The organism is Vibrio sp. 10N.261.52.C11, assembly GCF_041471405.1.
GTDB lineage: Bacteria > Pseudomonadota > Gammaproteobacteria > Enterobacterales > Vibrionaceae > Vibrio > Vibrio crassostreae_C.
The window spans coordinates 1-15,032 of record NZ_JBFROI010000005.1 but is presented as its reverse complement, the minus strand read 5'-3'; the positions used below and the strand labels follow the sequence as shown (position 1 = coordinate 15,032).

At 45.5% G+C, this 15,032-nt stretch carries 17 protein-coding genes; 13 read left to right on the top strand and 4 right to left on the bottom strand.

What is annotated here, in order from left to right:
* Positions 1-60: 60 nt before the first annotated feature.
* Positions 61-531, bottom strand: coding sequence for a TIGR02444 family protein (locus AB4323_RS00925; RefSeq protein ID WP_372100745.1), 471 nt, complete (start codon positions 529-531; stop codon positions 61-63).
* On the bottom strand, positions 528-2,450 hold the full coding sequence (locus AB4323_RS00920) for an ABC transporter ATP-binding protein (RefSeq protein WP_372129664.1): 1,923 nt from the start codon (positions 2,448-2,450) through the stop codon (positions 528-530). Before AB4323_RS00920 ends, AB4323_RS00925 begins: the two co-directional genes overlap by 4 nt.
* A gap of 174 nt (positions 2,451-2,624) precedes the next feature.
* Here AB4323_RS00920 and kefG point away from each other — a divergent pair, with 174 nt between their 5' ends.
* The 5 genes from kefG (at position 2,625) to AB4323_RS00895 (ending at position 7,217) form a co-directional block, all read left to right on the top strand.
* On the top strand, positions 2,625-3,209 hold the full coding sequence (gene kefG / locus AB4323_RS00915; protein WP_050711690.1) for a glutathione-regulated potassium-efflux system ancillary protein KefG: 585 nt from the start codon (positions 2,625-2,627) through the stop codon (positions 3,207-3,209).
* Entirely contained in the window at positions 3,196-4,992 is a 1,797-nt protein-coding gene (kefB, locus tag AB4323_RS00910; protein ID WP_372151413.1) for a glutathione-regulated potassium-efflux system protein KefB, read from the top strand. The genes kefG and kefB overlap by 14 nt, the downstream gene beginning before the upstream one ends.
* Before the next feature lie 156 nt (positions 4,993-5,148).
* Positions 5,149-5,349, top strand: coding sequence for a YheV family putative zinc ribbon protein (locus AB4323_RS00905; protein WP_029235422.1), 201 nt, complete (start codon positions 5,149-5,151; stop codon positions 5,347-5,349).
* A gap of 94 nt (positions 5,350-5,443) precedes the next feature.
* Positions 5,444-6,034: a peptidylprolyl isomerase gene (gene slyD / locus AB4323_RS00900; RefSeq protein ID WP_017061108.1), complete on the top strand. Its 591-nt coding sequence runs from the start codon at positions 5,444-5,446 to the stop codon at positions 6,032-6,034.
* A 217-nt stretch (positions 6,035-6,251) separates the two neighbouring features.
* Positions 6,252-7,217 (top strand): isoaspartyl peptidase/L-asparaginase family protein, encoded by a 966-nt coding sequence (locus AB4323_RS00895; RefSeq protein WP_017061107.1) that lies wholly within the window; start codon positions 6,252-6,254, stop codon positions 7,215-7,217.
* A 180-nt stretch (positions 7,218-7,397) separates the two neighbouring features.
* Here the strand turns inward: AB4323_RS00895 and AB4323_RS00890 are convergent, their stop codons facing one another.
* Together AB4323_RS00890 and AB4323_RS00885 are read right to left on the bottom strand one after the other, a co-directional pair.
* Positions 7,398-7,625: a SlyX family protein gene (locus AB4323_RS00890; protein WP_009848930.1), complete on the bottom strand. Its 228-nt coding sequence runs from the start codon at positions 7,623-7,625 to the stop codon at positions 7,398-7,400.
* Between the two features lie 5 nt (positions 7,626-7,630).
* Entirely contained in the window at positions 7,631-8,608 is a 978-nt protein-coding gene (locus tag AB4323_RS00885) for a WD40 repeat domain-containing protein (protein ID WP_017063707.1), read from the bottom strand.
* Between the two features lie 131 nt (positions 8,609-8,739).
* Between AB4323_RS00885 and fkpA the strand changes: the two genes are divergently transcribed.
* The 8 genes from fkpA (at position 8,740) to fusA (ending at position 14,865) form a co-directional block, all read left to right on the top strand.
* Positions 8,740-9,516 (top strand): FKBP-type peptidyl-prolyl cis-trans isomerase, encoded by a 777-nt coding sequence (gene fkpA, locus AB4323_RS00880; RefSeq protein WP_061023554.1) that lies wholly within the window; start codon positions 8,740-8,742, stop codon positions 9,514-9,516.
* A gap of 205 nt (positions 9,517-9,721) precedes the next feature.
* Positions 9,722-10,447: a transcriptional regulator gene (locus AB4323_RS00875; protein WP_004729851.1), complete on the top strand. Its 726-nt coding sequence runs from the start codon at positions 9,722-9,724 to the stop codon at positions 10,445-10,447.
* A complete protein-coding gene (tusD, locus tag AB4323_RS00870) occupies positions 10,441-10,830 on the top strand; it encodes a sulfurtransferase complex subunit TusD (RefSeq protein WP_017063709.1) in 390 nt (129 codons plus the stop codon). Before AB4323_RS00875 ends, tusD begins: the two co-directional genes overlap by 7 nt.
* Positions 10,827-11,183 carry a sulfurtransferase complex subunit TusC gene (gene tusC, locus AB4323_RS00865; protein WP_017063710.1) on the top strand — a complete coding sequence of 119 codons (357 nt, stop codon included), beginning with the start codon at positions 10,827-10,829 and terminating at the stop codon, positions 11,181-11,183. The genes tusD and tusC overlap by 4 nt, the downstream gene beginning before the upstream one ends.
* Positions 11,184-11,191: 8 nt before the next feature.
* Positions 11,192-11,467, top strand: a complete 276-nt coding sequence (tusB, locus tag AB4323_RS00860; RefSeq protein WP_017063711.1) for a sulfurtransferase complex subunit TusB — start codon at positions 11,192-11,194, stop codon at positions 11,465-11,467.
* Positions 11,468-11,649: 182 nt separating this feature from the next.
* Positions 11,650-12,024 (top strand): 30S ribosomal protein S12, encoded by a 375-nt coding sequence (rpsL, locus tag AB4323_RS00855; RefSeq protein WP_004737194.1) that lies wholly within the window; start codon positions 11,650-11,652, stop codon positions 12,022-12,024.
* Between the two features lie 107 nt (positions 12,025-12,131).
* Positions 12,132-12,602: a 30S ribosomal protein S7 gene (gene rpsG / locus AB4323_RS00850; RefSeq protein ID WP_010435163.1), complete on the top strand. Its 471-nt coding sequence runs from the start codon at positions 12,132-12,134 to the stop codon at positions 12,600-12,602.
* A gap of 166 nt (positions 12,603-12,768) precedes the next feature.
* Complete coding sequence (fusA, locus tag AB4323_RS00845; RefSeq protein ID WP_017061101.1) at positions 12,769-14,865, top strand: elongation factor G; 2,097 nt, start codon at positions 12,769-12,771, stop codon at positions 14,863-14,865.
* Positions 14,866-15,032 lie beyond the last annotated feature (167 nt).

Here is a 15,032-nt window from a genome sequence, read left to right as displayed (position 1 = left end):
GTTTGAATAATATCAAGGTTAAGCTTGGATCTTGATTGAATAAAAGGGAAAGAGAACGAGCTAGGGCTGTGGTGCTGGTTCAGAAAAAGCGTCGCAGAGGTTTTCAGCCCCTAATAAACGACAGTACTGAAAAATGAGCGGTGATTGCTGGTTAGCGTACAGTTGTAGGGAGTTTATACAGTCGACCAGATCGGACTGTTGTTGCTTTTCAAGCTGTAACTCAAACTTTAGCGCTTCACGGTATAGAGAGTCGACAACGTGTGCTTTGAGATGTTTACGTAGCTCTCGATAGCTATGAAGCAGGGTTTCAGAGCGGCTTAAACACTGTTGAACTTTATGCCACTCTTCTTCAGCAAAAGACAATTGCTGCTCATCAAGCCATTTGAGAAGCAGCAGTAGATTGACGTTGCCGTGGAACTGGTTTTGCAAAGCTAAGCACGCATCCTTTACACCGCGCACACTGTAATACTGAAGGCTAAATTGCCATAGTCGTTCCAGTGTTAGTGATATTGGGGCGTGCTCTGGGCTCATAAGCTATCCATATTCTGTTCCATCTGCTCAAGCTCTTCTTGAGTGGACATCCAATCCATTTCAACTTCTTCTAGCTGTGACTTACTGCTCGCTTGGAGAGCGAGTACTTTATTCAGTTTAGCCTTATTTTCAGCTTCATACAGTGAAGTGTCGGATAATTCTTGTTCGGCTTCTTCAAGAGCCTGCGTTAATTTATCCATCTGCTTTTCAAATTGAGTGAGCTTTTTACGAAGTGGTGCCGTCAGTTTACGGAACTCGGCTTCTTTTCGTTTCTGCTCTTTTTTCGCTGCTGCACTGTTGGCGCCGTCTTTTGCTGGTGCCAATGCTTGTGCTTCTTTGCGCTCAACTTTCTGCTGTTCGGTTAGCCACTTGTAGTAATCGCTTAAGTCACCATCAAACGGTGCTACTTGGCGGTCGTGTACAAGGTATAAATCATCGGTAGTCGCACGCAGTAGGTAACGGTCGTGCGATACGATAACCATTGCGCCTTCAAATGTCTGCAGGGCAAAAGTCAGCGCTTGACGCATGTCGAGATCCAAGTGGTTGGTTGGTTCATCGAGTAGCAACAGGTTTGGTTTTTGCCATACCAGTAGCGCCAGAACTAAACGCGCTTTTTCACCACCTGAGAAGGGTGCTACTTTATCAAGTGCTTTTTCACCTTGGAAACCGAAGCTACCTAGGTAATCACGCAATTGTTGCTCGGTGTGTTTAGGGGCAATCTGCATCATGTGCTGCAGCGGTGTTTCTTCTGGGTGCAACGTTTCTAACTGGTGCTGTGCAAAGTAACCAATCTTAACGCCTTGCGAATAACTCAGTTCACCGCCTTGCTGTTTCAGTTCGCCAGAAAGCAGTTTAATCAGTGTTGATTTACCAGCGCCATTTCGGCCAAGCAAACCAATACGACTGCCCGGTACTAGGTTCAAGCGAATCTTTTCTAGAATCAGATTGTCATCATAGCCCGCTGATACTTCATCCATCATCATGATTGGGTTTGGTAGTGCGTCTGGTTCTCTAAATTCAAAGCTGAATGGATTATCAAACTGAGCAGGCAGCACTTGTTCCATTTTCTCTAGCGCTTTAATACGGCTTTGCGCTTGGCGAGCCTTTGAAGCTTTGTAACGGAAACGGTCAATGTAGCTCTGCATGTGAGACATCTGTTTCTGCTGCTTTTGGTACATCGCTTGTTGCAGAATCAGTTTTTGCGCTCGTTGGGTTTCGAACGATGAGTAGTTACCCGTGTACTCATTGAGCTGTTGGTTTTCAACGTGCACGATGCGGTTGACGATAGGGTCTAAGAAGTCTCTATCGTGCGAGATAAGCACTAGCGTGCCAGGGTAGCTTTGTAACCAACGCTCGAGCCACATTACTGCGTCTAAATCCAAGTGGTTGGTAGGCTCATCGAGTAGCAGTAGGTCACTGCGACACAGTAGGGCTTGCGCTAGGTTCAAACGCATACGCCAACCACCTGAGAATTGAGTCAGGTTCCATGTCATTTGTTCTTGGCTAAAGCCTAGGCCATCCAGTAACTCGGCAGCACGTGCCTTTATGCTGTAACCACCAATGGTTTCAATCTTGCCGTGGATCTCTGCTACCAATGTGCCATTGTCGGCTTGTTCAGCTTTCTCTAGTTGATCTTCAAGGCCGCGGTATTCACGGTCACCATCAATCACGTATTCAATTGCTGTTCTTTCTAATGCAGGGGTTTCTTGAGCAACCCAAGCCATTTCCCAATGGGCAGGTTTGCTGAATGAGCCCGCATCAATAGACAGTTCGTCCTTAATTAAGGCGAATAGCGTAGATTTACCACAGCCGTTTTTACCAACCAAACCGATCTTGTCGCCAGGGTGAAAAGTCGCAGATGCTTGGTCGAGGAGTGGCTTACCGCCGCGTAGCAATTGAATATCAGAGAAAGTAATCATAATTGAAATAGCATAGAAATTAGAGGTGAACAGACGCCTGCATAGTAGGCTGAAACCAGATAAAAGTCGATCACAATGCAATTTGCGTTATGATGCCAATAACATATTAATAACTTTTGCTTAAATTCTTGTGGCCTTGCCACCGTTTAGCCCTCAAAGGAATGTTTCAAAGGAATGAGTAATACTCCCTCGACAGACAAAGTCGTGCCAAAGGTGTTGATCATCTACGCGCACCCAGAGCCGCAAACCTCTATTGCTAATCAGATGATGGTTAAGAAGGTAGAGTCGCTCGGTCATGTCAAAGTTCATGATCTCTACGCCATCTACCCAGACTTCTTTATCGATGTGCCTTATGAGCATGAATTGCTCCTTCAATACGATGTGATCGTGTTTCAGCATCCTCTGTTTATGTATTCCTGCCCTTCATTGTTAAAAGAGTGGTTTGATCGCGTGTTAGGCAAGGGTTTTGCGTTTGGTGAGCAGAGCGCACTTAAAGGCAAACACTGGCGCAGTGTGATTACTACCGGTGGTAAAGAAGAGGCGTTTGGTGCCGCAGGCTATAATAAATATCCATTACAAGAGATCTTGCAACCATTCGAGCTTACCGCTGCTTTGTGTCAGATGAATTGGATATCCCCTTTGGTTTTACACTGGGCACGAAATGTCTCCGATATGACGCGTTACCAACACGCCGAAGCGTATCGAAATTGGTTGCGAGACCCGCTACAAGATATAGGAGCAGATGATGGCTCTGACTAATGATTTTCTACAAAGTAGCGTTATATTTTTAGCGGCTGCTGTGGTTGCGGTTCCTATCGCACAGCGCGCCGGTTTGGGTTCAGTACTTGGTTACTTATTAGCGGGCGTGGCAATTGGCCCATGGGGGCTTGGCTTAATCAGTGATGTCGAAGCGATTCTACACTTCTCCGAATTCGGGGTGGTACTGCTGCTCTTCTTGATTGGTCTCGAACTTAATCCGAAAAAACTGTGGCAGATGCGAGCGCCGATTCTAGGACTCGGTGGCGCACAAGTGCTGATCACCACTCTGATTATTACCGCCATCGCCTGTCTATTTGGATTAACTTGGCAAACCAGCCTGGTAATAGGTATGGGTTTAGCGTTGTCTTCGACAGCCATTGCTTTACGCGTTATTGAAGAGCGAGAACTTGGTGGTAAAGAAGCCGGGCAGTCAGGCTTTGCAGTACTGCTTTTCCAAGATATAGCTGTTATCCCTATGTTGGCGATGCTGCCTTTGCTCGCTGGCAATACGGGCGGCAGTTGGGCTGACATGCTGTGGATGCTAGGCGGTGTGATTGGTCTGCTGGTCGGTGGTCACTTCTTGTTGAGGCCACTGTTCCGATACGTAGTGATGAGCGGTGTCCGTGAGCTTTTCACGGTTGCAGCGTTGTTATTGGTGATTGGTATTGCCGTCATCATGCAGCAGATTGGCTTATCGATGGCATTAGGTACTTTCTTGGCGGGCGTCCTTCTGGCTGAAAGTGAATATCGACACGAGCTTGAGATCGCGATTGATCCATTCAAAGGTTTACTGCTTGGTCTGTTCTTTATCTCTGTGGGTATGGCCGTAAACCTAGGTCTACTGGCAGAAAGCCCATTCGCAATACTTATTGCAGTGTCGTCGCTAGTCGTATTGAAAGGTTTGGTGCTGTATGCGCTGGCTCGTATCTTCGGCACTCAAGCTAAAGCACGCAGCCGAATGGCGATGATCCTTAGCCAAGGTGGTGAGTTCGCTTTCGTTATTTTTACTGCGGCGAGTGCTCAAGGCATCTTAAGTGGCGAACAAGTGTCGTTCTTACTGGTGGTTGTGAGCCTGTCTATGGTGACCACGCCACTAATGCTTAAGCTGCAAGATAAGTTCTTTGCTCGTCAACTGAACCAAATCAGCGAAAGTGCGATGTCTTCGGATGTGGTTGATCGCAGCCCTCGAGTGATCATTGCTGGCTTTGGTCGCTTCGGTCAGATCATCGGTCGCTTGATGTACGCTAATAAGATTCGTATTACCGTTCTTGAGAGTGATGCCAGCCAAATCCATATCCTTAGAAAGTTTGGCTACAAAGTCTTTTACGGAGACTCGACTCACCTAGAGCTATTACGCGCAGCCGGTGCTGATAAAGCAGAGGCGATTGTGTTGTGTACTGACTCCCCTGATGAAATCATGAAAACCGTCGATTTATGTAAGCAGCACTTCCCACGCTTAAAGATCTTGGCGCGTGCACGAAGCCGTGTTGAAGCGTATCAACTACTTAACCACGGTGTGAGTAACTATTCGCGTGAAACCTTCCTTGGAGCATTGGATTTAGGTCGTCAAACATTGACTGAACTTGGCATGCATCCATATAAAGCGAAGCGAGCAGAAGCACACTTTAGAAAGTTGGATAATGGTATGCTGAAAGAGTTGCTGCCTCAGCATAACGAAGATGCCGAGTTAGCCCAAAGAGCGAAAGAGGCTCGTAAAGAACTTGAAGAGATCTTTGGACACGAGATGGAAAACGATCACCAATCTCGAAACTATTGGCAGTAGCTTGAAGTGATAACTCATGCTTGAGCTTAGAAATAGAGCTTGGGCATAGAAATAACAGACTATAGAACTAACCTAATAATAAACGCGGTCTCTGCTTAACTTATCAATAAAGTGAGTGGGAAGAACCGCGAATCCAGAGCAGTAAAGGATATGAACGTGAAACAGAAAAAACGCTTTATCGCAGGGGCAAGCTGCCCAAGTTGCAACACTCAAGACACACTCCGTTGGTGGATTGAAAATAATATCGAGCTGGTGGAATGTGTCGATTGTGACTTCACAGAACAGCGTAAACCGAAAACTGTAGAGAAATCTGAACACGCGAATCAAGAAATGATCGGTATTTTTAAGCCAGAATGATTGAGTTTCGTTAATTGATCCCCATAATATCCCGGTACAGAATTTTTCCTAAGCTCAACTGTTCGAGCTTAGTCCAAACCTCCTTGGAGCTCTCATGAAAATTGAAAAGAACGTAGTAGTTAGTGTTGCATATCAAGTGAAACTTGAAGATGGCGTAGTAGTTGACCAATCAACTGCAGAAGCTCCACTAGATTACCTTCACGGTCACAACAACCTAATTACAGGTCTTGAAAAAGAGCTTGAAGGCAAAGTAGCTGGCGACAAGTTCTCTGCAACTGTTACTCCAGAAGACGCATACGGCGAACACAACGACGCACTAGTTCAACGTGTTCCTGCTGACGTATTCCAAGGTGTTGAGCAAATCGAAGTTGGCATGCGTTTCCTAGCGGATACTGACCAAGGTCCAATCCCAGTTGAAGTTACTGAAGTAGATGGCGACGAAGTTGTTGTTGATGGTAACCACATGCTAGCTGGCCAAACTCTAACGTTTGACGTTGAAGTTGTAGCGGTTCGTGAAGCGACTGAAGAAGAAGTTCAACACGGTCACGTACACCAAGAAGGCGGCTGTGGCGGTCACGACCACGATCATGACCACGAAGGCGGTTGCTGTGGTGGCGAAGGCCATGACCACGGTGAAGAGAAAAAAGACGGCTGCTGCGGCGGCGGTAGCTGTGGTTCTCACTAATACCGAATTAACGGTTTAGTTTAAGAATCTTGAAAGCCTCCCTTGTGGAGGCTTTTTGCGTTTAGGAGTCTCGCTTTTTGACCTCGCTTTTCTCTACCAAACTAAGTGTCCGAAAATCTAAGCATTCGTAAAAGTTTGGTTTTCGTTATCAGACATCGAACCATGGATGTGGTATTGATAGCACAACATTATAAGACGACGTCAGTGGAGAGTTTGTATGTCACAGCCTTTTTCAATTGCCATTCATGGTGGTGCAGGAACCATCTTGCGCGAGCAAATGAGCTATGAATTAAAAGCGGGTATTACCGAGGCTTTGGAAAAATCGGTTTTGGCTGGTTATCAAATATTGCAATCGGGTGGTGATGCTCTGGATGCGGTAGTGGCATCGGTTAAGGTGATGGAAGACAGCCCGCACTTTAATGCCGGTAGGGGCTCTGTTTTAACGCATGATGAATTTGTTGAGATGGACGCTTCTGTGATGCATGGCCGCGAAATGGATGCAGGTGCTATTGCAGGCGTTCGCCATATCAAAAACCCAATTGAGCTTGCACGTGATGTGATGCGGAAAAGCGACCATGTGTTGCTGATTGGTGAAGGTGCCGAGAAGTTTGCGTTTGAGCATGACTACACCTTTACCGAGCAAGACTACTTCTTTACTGAGCGCCGCTATGACCAACTTCAGTCGATGAAAGAGAAAGGCATCTTTGCTCTGTCTGAAGCGAAATATGATGAACAGCAAGCTGAGAAATACCCTGACGATAAAAAGTACGGCACGGTTGGTGCGGTCGCATTAGACCAAGCGGGTAACTTAGCGGCAGCAACCAGTACCGGTGGCGTGACCAATAAGAAATACGGTCGTGTGGGTGACTCTCCGATCATTGGTGCAGGAACCATCGCTGAAAATGGCAATGTTGCCGTCTCAACAACCGGGATGGGTGAGTTCTTCCTACGTAAAATGGTCGCCAGTGATGTCGCAGCACGAATGCGTTATCTGAAAGAAGATGTGCACACCGCTTGTGAAACGATCATTCAAGGTGAATTGAAAACCATGGGTGGAGAAGGTGGCTTGATCGCTATCGATGGCCAAGGCGATATACATTTTGGTATGAACAGCTCAGGAATGTATCGTGCAAGCGTTGATACTCAAGGTCGTGTTGAAGTGAAGATTTATGCCGACGACTAAGTTGGTATCGGCTTAATTGGCTTTAGCTTATTCACTGAGATGAAATAAACAAAAGGGCGACAGATAAGTATCTGTCGCCCTTTTAGTTTTCTATGTCCCGTCCTGAAATGTGTTTACACATTGAGGACGAGAAACTAACGATATGCGTCGTTAGATTTAATTGGTTATTTTGAACCGCACTTAATAGTGTGGAGGTGGCGTCTCTTCTGATGCGTCAGCTAGATTAGAGCCATCCATATTTTTTACTTTGCCAACCACGAACTTCATCTGATCTTGCATTCTCGTGATTAACATTTGTTGTTGGCTAAGCGCTTCATTGAGTTCTTCAATGGTCTGTTCTTGGAAAGCTAGCTGACACTCTAGGTCATTTACGCGGCTTTCTAGTTGTTCAACTCGCTTTTCTGTCATCGTTCTTAATCCACATTCCAAGCTTGGGCAATGCCCGCAGAGGTGCCCGATATCACACGGTTCTTATCATCAAAGGCTGCATCATACACTACCGCACGAGGAGGGCGAGCATCTTTTAGTGGCTCAGCATCGTGGCGAGAAATTCGTTTGCCATCCTGAGTATTCCACACACTCACTTGGCTGGATGGCGTGCCCGTCACCAACATGCTGCCGTCATCAGAAAAACGAGCACTCGAAAAAATCAACTGTCGAGACCAGCTTTGCAATTGCGCTTGAGGTTCGCCCGTTTCAAGATCCCAAATCATCGCTTGATTGCCGCCATCAGAGGTAAAAGCCAGTTCACCATCGCGTTGTAGCGCGACTCGTACTACTCTTTGTTCATGCTCAAAGGTGCGCAACACCAAGCCCGACTCGGTATCCCAAAGGTAAGCTTTGTAGTCGTTGCCGCCTGATAATGCGTAGCGGCCATTAGAAGAGAGGGAGACTGAATTCACTTTTTCTCGGTGAGCAAGGAACTCCAGACGGCGTCCGGTGACTAAGTCCACATAGATGGCTTTTCCATTAGAAAGGCCAAGCAGTACTTTTTCACCATTGCTAGAGATATCGACATCGCGAATCAAGCCGTCGGAGATAGACCAGAGCCCTTGTGCTTGAGTCCAAGATAAGTCCCAAACGGCGAAGTTCATCTGGCTAGCGGTAATGGCAAAACGGCCATTGTCCGAGATACGGATACGCGATACTTGGTTTTCTAACTGGTCTTGTGGACCAAGCTGAGCCAACTCTTGGTCTTCGGCGAGGTCCCAAAGGAGCAGTTGCTTTTGCTGAGAGTAGAGCAGGGCGAAGCGTCCATCTCTGCTGAGTGCAAAGCTGGTGGCACCATTGGGCTCAATTTCCCAACGCTGCTCATCATCTTGGAAGAAAAAGCAACCATTTAACAAGGTGATGACAATTGTACATAGCAATGAGTGGAAAAATATTCGCATCACATCTAATAATCCGGTTTGTGTCGAAAGACATATGACTAGTATATTGTTATAACTAACGTATTCACACCAATCTAATCATTAGATTTGTGCACAATAACCAATGGCTTGGCCATTAATTGGAGAATTCAATGAAATCAGTTTTAAAAGTATCACTGCTTGCCGCAACGGTTATGCTAGCAGTTGGTTGTCAGAAAGAAGAACCAAAGGCAGAAGCTCCACAGGTAGAAGAAGCTAAAGTTGCAGCAGTAAACTTTAAAACAGAAGACGACAAAGCGGCATACGCAATCGGTGTATCTTTCGCTAACTACCTAAGCACAAGCATTGATAAGCCAAGCGAGCTAGGTATCAACCTAGACAAAGATATGGTTCTTCAAGGTATCGAAGACGTATTCGCAGAGAAAACAGCACTTAACGAAGAAGAAACTCGCGCAGCTCTTGAAGCTCTAGACAAGCGTGTTGCTGAAACGATGCAAGCACAAGCGGCAGAAAAATCTGCAGAAGTGAAGAAAGCCGGTGATGACTTCCGCGCTGAGTTCGCTAAAACTGAAGGCGTTAAGCAAACTGAATCTGGTCTACTTTACCAAGTAATGACTGCTGGTGAAGGCGCTTCTCCAAAAGACACTGATACCGTTCAAGTACACTACAAAGGTACGCTAACAGACGGTACTCAGTTCGACAGCTCTTACGATCGTGGCGAACCAGCAACATTCCCACTAAACCGCGTAATCCCAGGCTGGACTGAAGGCGTACAACTGATGCAAGTTGGTTCTAAGTACAAGTTCGTTATCCCGCCAGAGCTAGCATACGGTGAGCAAGACACACCGACTATCCCTGCTAACTCAACGCTAGTATTCGAAGTAGAACTACTAAACATCGATAACGCTGAAGCAGCTCCTGCACAGTAATATCGGTTAAAAGCCTCGTACTAAAATACGTTGATTGAATAAAAAGCCTAACTTTGAGTTAGGCTTTTTTTATGATTTGAAGATGAGTATTTGATTTTTAAACTTGTTCTAAATCACTAGTTGCAATGTTAGCTAGGTGTGCAATTAAAATTTTCTGATAAACTTACATAAATTTGTTGATTTTTCACACGAAGGTAAGGAATAAGTGACTACTACAGAAACAGTCAATGCAGATGTGTTACTTGAAATGGAATCAGTCCACGTTATGCCATTCAGTGAACACGATAAAATCATTCTAAGATCTTATGAGGCCGTTGTTGACGGTATTGCGAGCCTTATTGGTCCGTTTTGTGAAATCGTTTTGCACTCTTTAGAAGACCTCAATACTTCTGCGATTAAAATTGCCAACGGCGAAAATACAGGTCGTCAGGTTGGCTCGCCGATCACCGATCTTGCATTGAAGATGCTAAAAGATATTGAAGGTTCTAAGCGTAACTTCTCACGTTCATACTTCACTCGCGCTAAAGGCGGAGTGTTGATGAAGTCGATCACGGTTGCTATCCGCAACGGTGAAGACCGAGTGATTGGCCTACTGTGTATTAACGTGAATCTAGACGCGCCATTCTCACAAGTGCTGCAATCGTTCATGCCTACACAAGACGCAGACGAAGCCGCATCATCGGTTAACTTCGCTAGTGACGTTGAAGAACTTGTCGACCAAACGGTTGAACGCACCATTGAAGAAATTAACGCTGACAAATCGGTATCGAACAATACTAAGAACCGTCAGATCGTGATGGAGTTGTACGACAAAGGTATTTTCGATATTAAAGACGCGATCAACCGCGTTGCTGAGCGACTGAACATCTCTAAGCACACCGTGTACCTATACATCCGCCAACGTAAAACAGAGGATGAAGAGGGTTGCTAAGCTATACACTCCTAGTGAATGGGCCAGTCTATGGCTCACAGTCAGCAAGAAGTGCCTACCAGTTTGCCGTGGCTCTGATTAAACAGGGCCACAAACTTCACAGTGTGTTCTTCTATCAAGATGGCGTCAGTAACGGCTCAGACCTTACCGTACCGGCTAACGATGAATTTGATTTAGCTTCTGCTTGGCAAAAGCTGGCTGATGAACACGATGTTAGCCTTGAAACCTGTGTGGCAGCTGCGCTAAGACGCGGAGTGATTAGCTCTGAAGAAGCAGAGCAACATCAACTAAGTGCCTCTAACCTAGCCACTGGATTTACTCAAGCCGGATTAGGGAGCTTATCGGAAGCGCTACTAACGCAAGATAGGGTTGTGCAGTTTTGAGAAAGTTAGCCTTTATATTTAACAGTTTCCCTCATACGACCGCTGCGGGTAGAGAAGGGTTAGACGCCTTGCTTGCTGCGTCCGCATATAGTGAAGACATTGCCGTGTTCTTTGTTGGCGATGGCGTGACACAGCTTCTCAAAGCGCAGCAGCCCGACGAAACACTATCGCGTGACTACATCTCTGCATTCAAACTTATGGACCTGTACGACATCGAACAGGTGTATGTGTGTCAGCGTAGTCTGAGTCAGTTTGGTCTTTCAGCAGACAACCTGCTGATCGATGTGACCACCGTTGAAGCCGACGAGTTAACGCAGAAGTTAGCTCAGTGCCAACAGATACTGACTTTCTAGGGGACGCTATGCTTCATATTGTAAAATCAGTCGACAAACTTAAACTCGCATTGACCTATTCTCAGCCACAAGATCAGTATCTTTTGGTGGAAGATGCGGTGTATGTTTGCCTTCCCAATCATGAGTTATTCACTCAAATCTGCGCAGTAGAGCAGGTGTCGGTGTTAAAACCAGATCTCGATAGCCGAGGTTTACAACTACTTGTCTCAAGTACCATTGATCAAGTTGACTTCGATGGCTTCGTTAAACTGACGGTTTTGAACGACAAATCAGTCACTTGGTAGCTGTGTTTTATCAGTTTGGTTAAAAGTAGACCATCCTGAGCTCTAGACGGCTAAAAAAGATCTGTATATTTCTTGACACACCTCCCACTGCTGAATAGAATTTTGCGTCCCTAATTACGACTTGTGATTAGGGATAGATTTTTCACAAAGCTTACTTTCAAGTAAATTTCAGGAGCTAGTTAATGGCAACTATTAACCAGTTGGTTCGCAAACCTCGTGTAAAGCAAGTTGTTAAAAGCAACGTGCCTGCACTAGAAGCGTGCCCACAAAAACGTGGTGTATGTACTCGTGTTTACACTACTACACCTAAAAAACCTAACTCGGCACTACGTAAAGTATGTCGTGTACGTCTAACTAACGGTTTCGAAGTAACTTCGTACATCGGCGGTGAAGGCCACAACCTACAAGAGCACAGTGTTGTACTAATCCGTGGCGGTCGTGTAAAAGACCTTCCGGGTGTTCGTTACCACACTGTTCGCGGCGCACTTGACTGTGCTGGCGTTAACGACCGTAAACAAGGTCGTTCTAAGTACGGTGTGAAACGTCCTAAGTCTTAATTGATTCTCTTTTTTAAAAAGAAATCGTTAAGTAAGGCCAAACACTATTTTATTTATTATTCTGAAAAGTTTTGGAAAAAACCTGAAGAAGACAACGGAGAATATCCATGCCACGTCGTCGCGTAATAGGTCAGCGTAAGATCCTTCCAGATCCTAAGTTCAAATCTGAATTGCTGGCAAAATTCGTTAACATCCTTATGGTTGACGGAAAGAAATCTACTGCAGAAAAAATCGTTTACACTGCACTAGATTCAATGGCTGAGAAGTCTGGTAAAGACCACTTAGCTGTATTTGAAGAAGCTCTTGAAAATGTTCGCCCAGCGGTAGAAGTTAAATCTCGCCGTGTAGGTGGTTCAACTTACCAAGTACCTGTAGAAGTTCGTCCGGTTCGCCGTAACGCTCTTGCTATGCGTTGGGTAGTTGAAGCTGCGCGTAAGCGTGGTGAAAAATCTATGGCTCAACGCCTAGCTGCTGAAATGCTAGACGCGTCTGAGAACAAAGGTACTGCGGTTAAGAAACGTGAAGACGTTCACCGCATGGCTGACGCAAACAAAGCGTTCGCACATTACCGTTGGTAATACCTTTTTAGTGCTGCAAGGTTCCTTGCAGCAATTCTTTAGTTCCTATGCTTATGCTAGGAACTATTGCTATTTCTAGGGCAAGCAATTTTTAGCGAAGCATCGCTTTTAACGCCTAATCTAGACATAGCAATAGTCCCTAAGTCTCTAATAAGAGGATTCAACCGTGGCTCGTAAAACTCCTATAGAGCAATACCGTAATATCGGTATCGTTGCTCACGTAGATGCAGGTAAAACAACCACAAGTGAACGTATTCTGTTCTATACCGGTCTTTCTCACAAAATCGGCGAAGTTCACGATGGTGCAGCAACCATGGACTGGATGGAGCAAGAGCAAGAGCGCGGTATTACGATCACTTCAGCAGCAACCACTACGTTTTGGCGTGGTATGGAAGCTCAGTTCTCGGACCACCGTATTAACATCATCGACACTCCTGGACACGTTGACTTCACAATCGAAGTAGAACGTTCTCTGCGTGTGCTTGATGGTGCAGTTGTTGTGTTCTGTGGCTCATCTGGTGTTGAACCTCAGTCAGAGACAGTATGGCGTCAAGCTGATAAGTACCAAGTTCCACGTATGGTTTTCGTTAATAAAATGGACCGTACCGGCGCTGACTTCTTGCGCGTAGTTGAACAGATCAAGGACCGCTTAGGCGCAACTCCTGTTCCAATTCAACTGAACATTGGTGCTGAAGAAAACTTCCAAGGCGTTGTCGATCTTATCAAGATGAAGGCAATTAACTGGAATGAAGCTGACCAAGGCATGACTTTCACGTACGAAGATATTCCTGCAGACATGCAAGAAATGGCTGAAGAATATCGTACAGAACTTGTTGAAGCTGCTGCAGAAGCAAATGAAGAGCTGATGGATAAGTACCTTGAAGAAGGTGAACTAACAGAAGCTGAAATCAAACAAGGTCTTCGTACTCGTACCCTTAATAATGAAATCGTACTTGCTACTTGTGGTAGTGCATTCAAAAACAAAGGTGTACAAGCTGTTCTAGATGCAGTTGTTGATTTCCTTCCTTCTCCAGTCGATGTACCTGCAATTAAAGGTATCGATGAAGATGAGAACGAAGCAGAGCGTCACGCAGACGACAAAGAACCGTTCTCAGCGCTAGCATTTAAGATTGCAACAGACCCATTCGTTGGTACTTTAACTTTCATCCGTGTTTACTCTGGTGTTGTTGAAAGCGGTAAAACAGCTTATAACTCTGTGAAGAAACAACGTGAACGCTTAGGTCGCATTGTTCAAATGCACTCAAACAAGCGAGAAGAAGTAAAAGAAGTACGAGCAGGTGACATCGCAGCCATCATTGGCCTGAAAGATGTGACTACTGGTGAAACCCTTTGTGACCAGAACCATAAGATTGTTCTTGAGCGCATGGAGTTCCCAGACCCAGTTATTCAGATCGTTGTAGAGCCAAGCTCTCAAGCTGATCAAGATAAAATGACTATCGCTCTAGGTAAACTAGCAGCGGAAGACCCATCGTTCCGCGTTGATATGGATGCGGAAACTGGCCAGACTCTGATTTCTGGTATGGGTGAACTACACTTAGATATCATCGTTGACCGTATGAAGCGCGAATTTAGCGTGAACTGCAACGTTGGTAACCCGCAAGTGGCTTACCGTGAGACTATTCGTGGTACAGCGAAAGCGGAAGGTAAATTTATCCGTGAACATGGTGGTAAAGGTCAGTACGGTCACGTATGGCTGAAACTAGAACCATCAGAAGCTGGCGAAGGCTTTGTCTTTGTGGATGAAATTGCCAATGGTATCGTACCGAAAGAGTTTATCGCTTCAGTTGCTAAAGGCGTTGAAGAGCAGATGAACAATGGTGTGCTTGCTGGCTATCCAGTTTTGGATATCAAAGCTACACTATATGATGGTTCTTACCATGAAACAGATTCAAGTGAGATGGCGTTTACAATCGCTGCCTCTATGGCTTTCAGAACGGGTGCACTTGAAGCGCAACCGGTTCTGCTTGAGCCTATGATGAAAGTTGAAGTAACTACTCCAGAAGACTGGATGGGTGACGTTGTTGGCGATATTAACCGTCGTCGCGGCATCATCGAAGGTATGGACGAGGGGACAGCTGGCCTGAAGATAATTCGTGCACAAGTTCCGTTGTCTGTCATGTTCGGTTACGCAACTGATTTACGTTCTGCGACACAAGGTCGTGCTTCTTACTCTATGGAGTTTAGTGAGTACGCTGAAGTGCCTAACAATGTTGCAAAAGCAATCATTGCAGAGCGTGGTTAAACAAAAGGAAGGCATTTTTTTTCATTTTTTGAAAGAACAATGCGTCCAAATATTGCGCTAACGAGAGTTGGCGCATAAAATAGCAATTTCTGGCGCGTCTCGCTCAATAATGAACGTGGCGAATCATAACTAGGAAGGAACACGATTGTGTCTAAAGAAAAATTTGA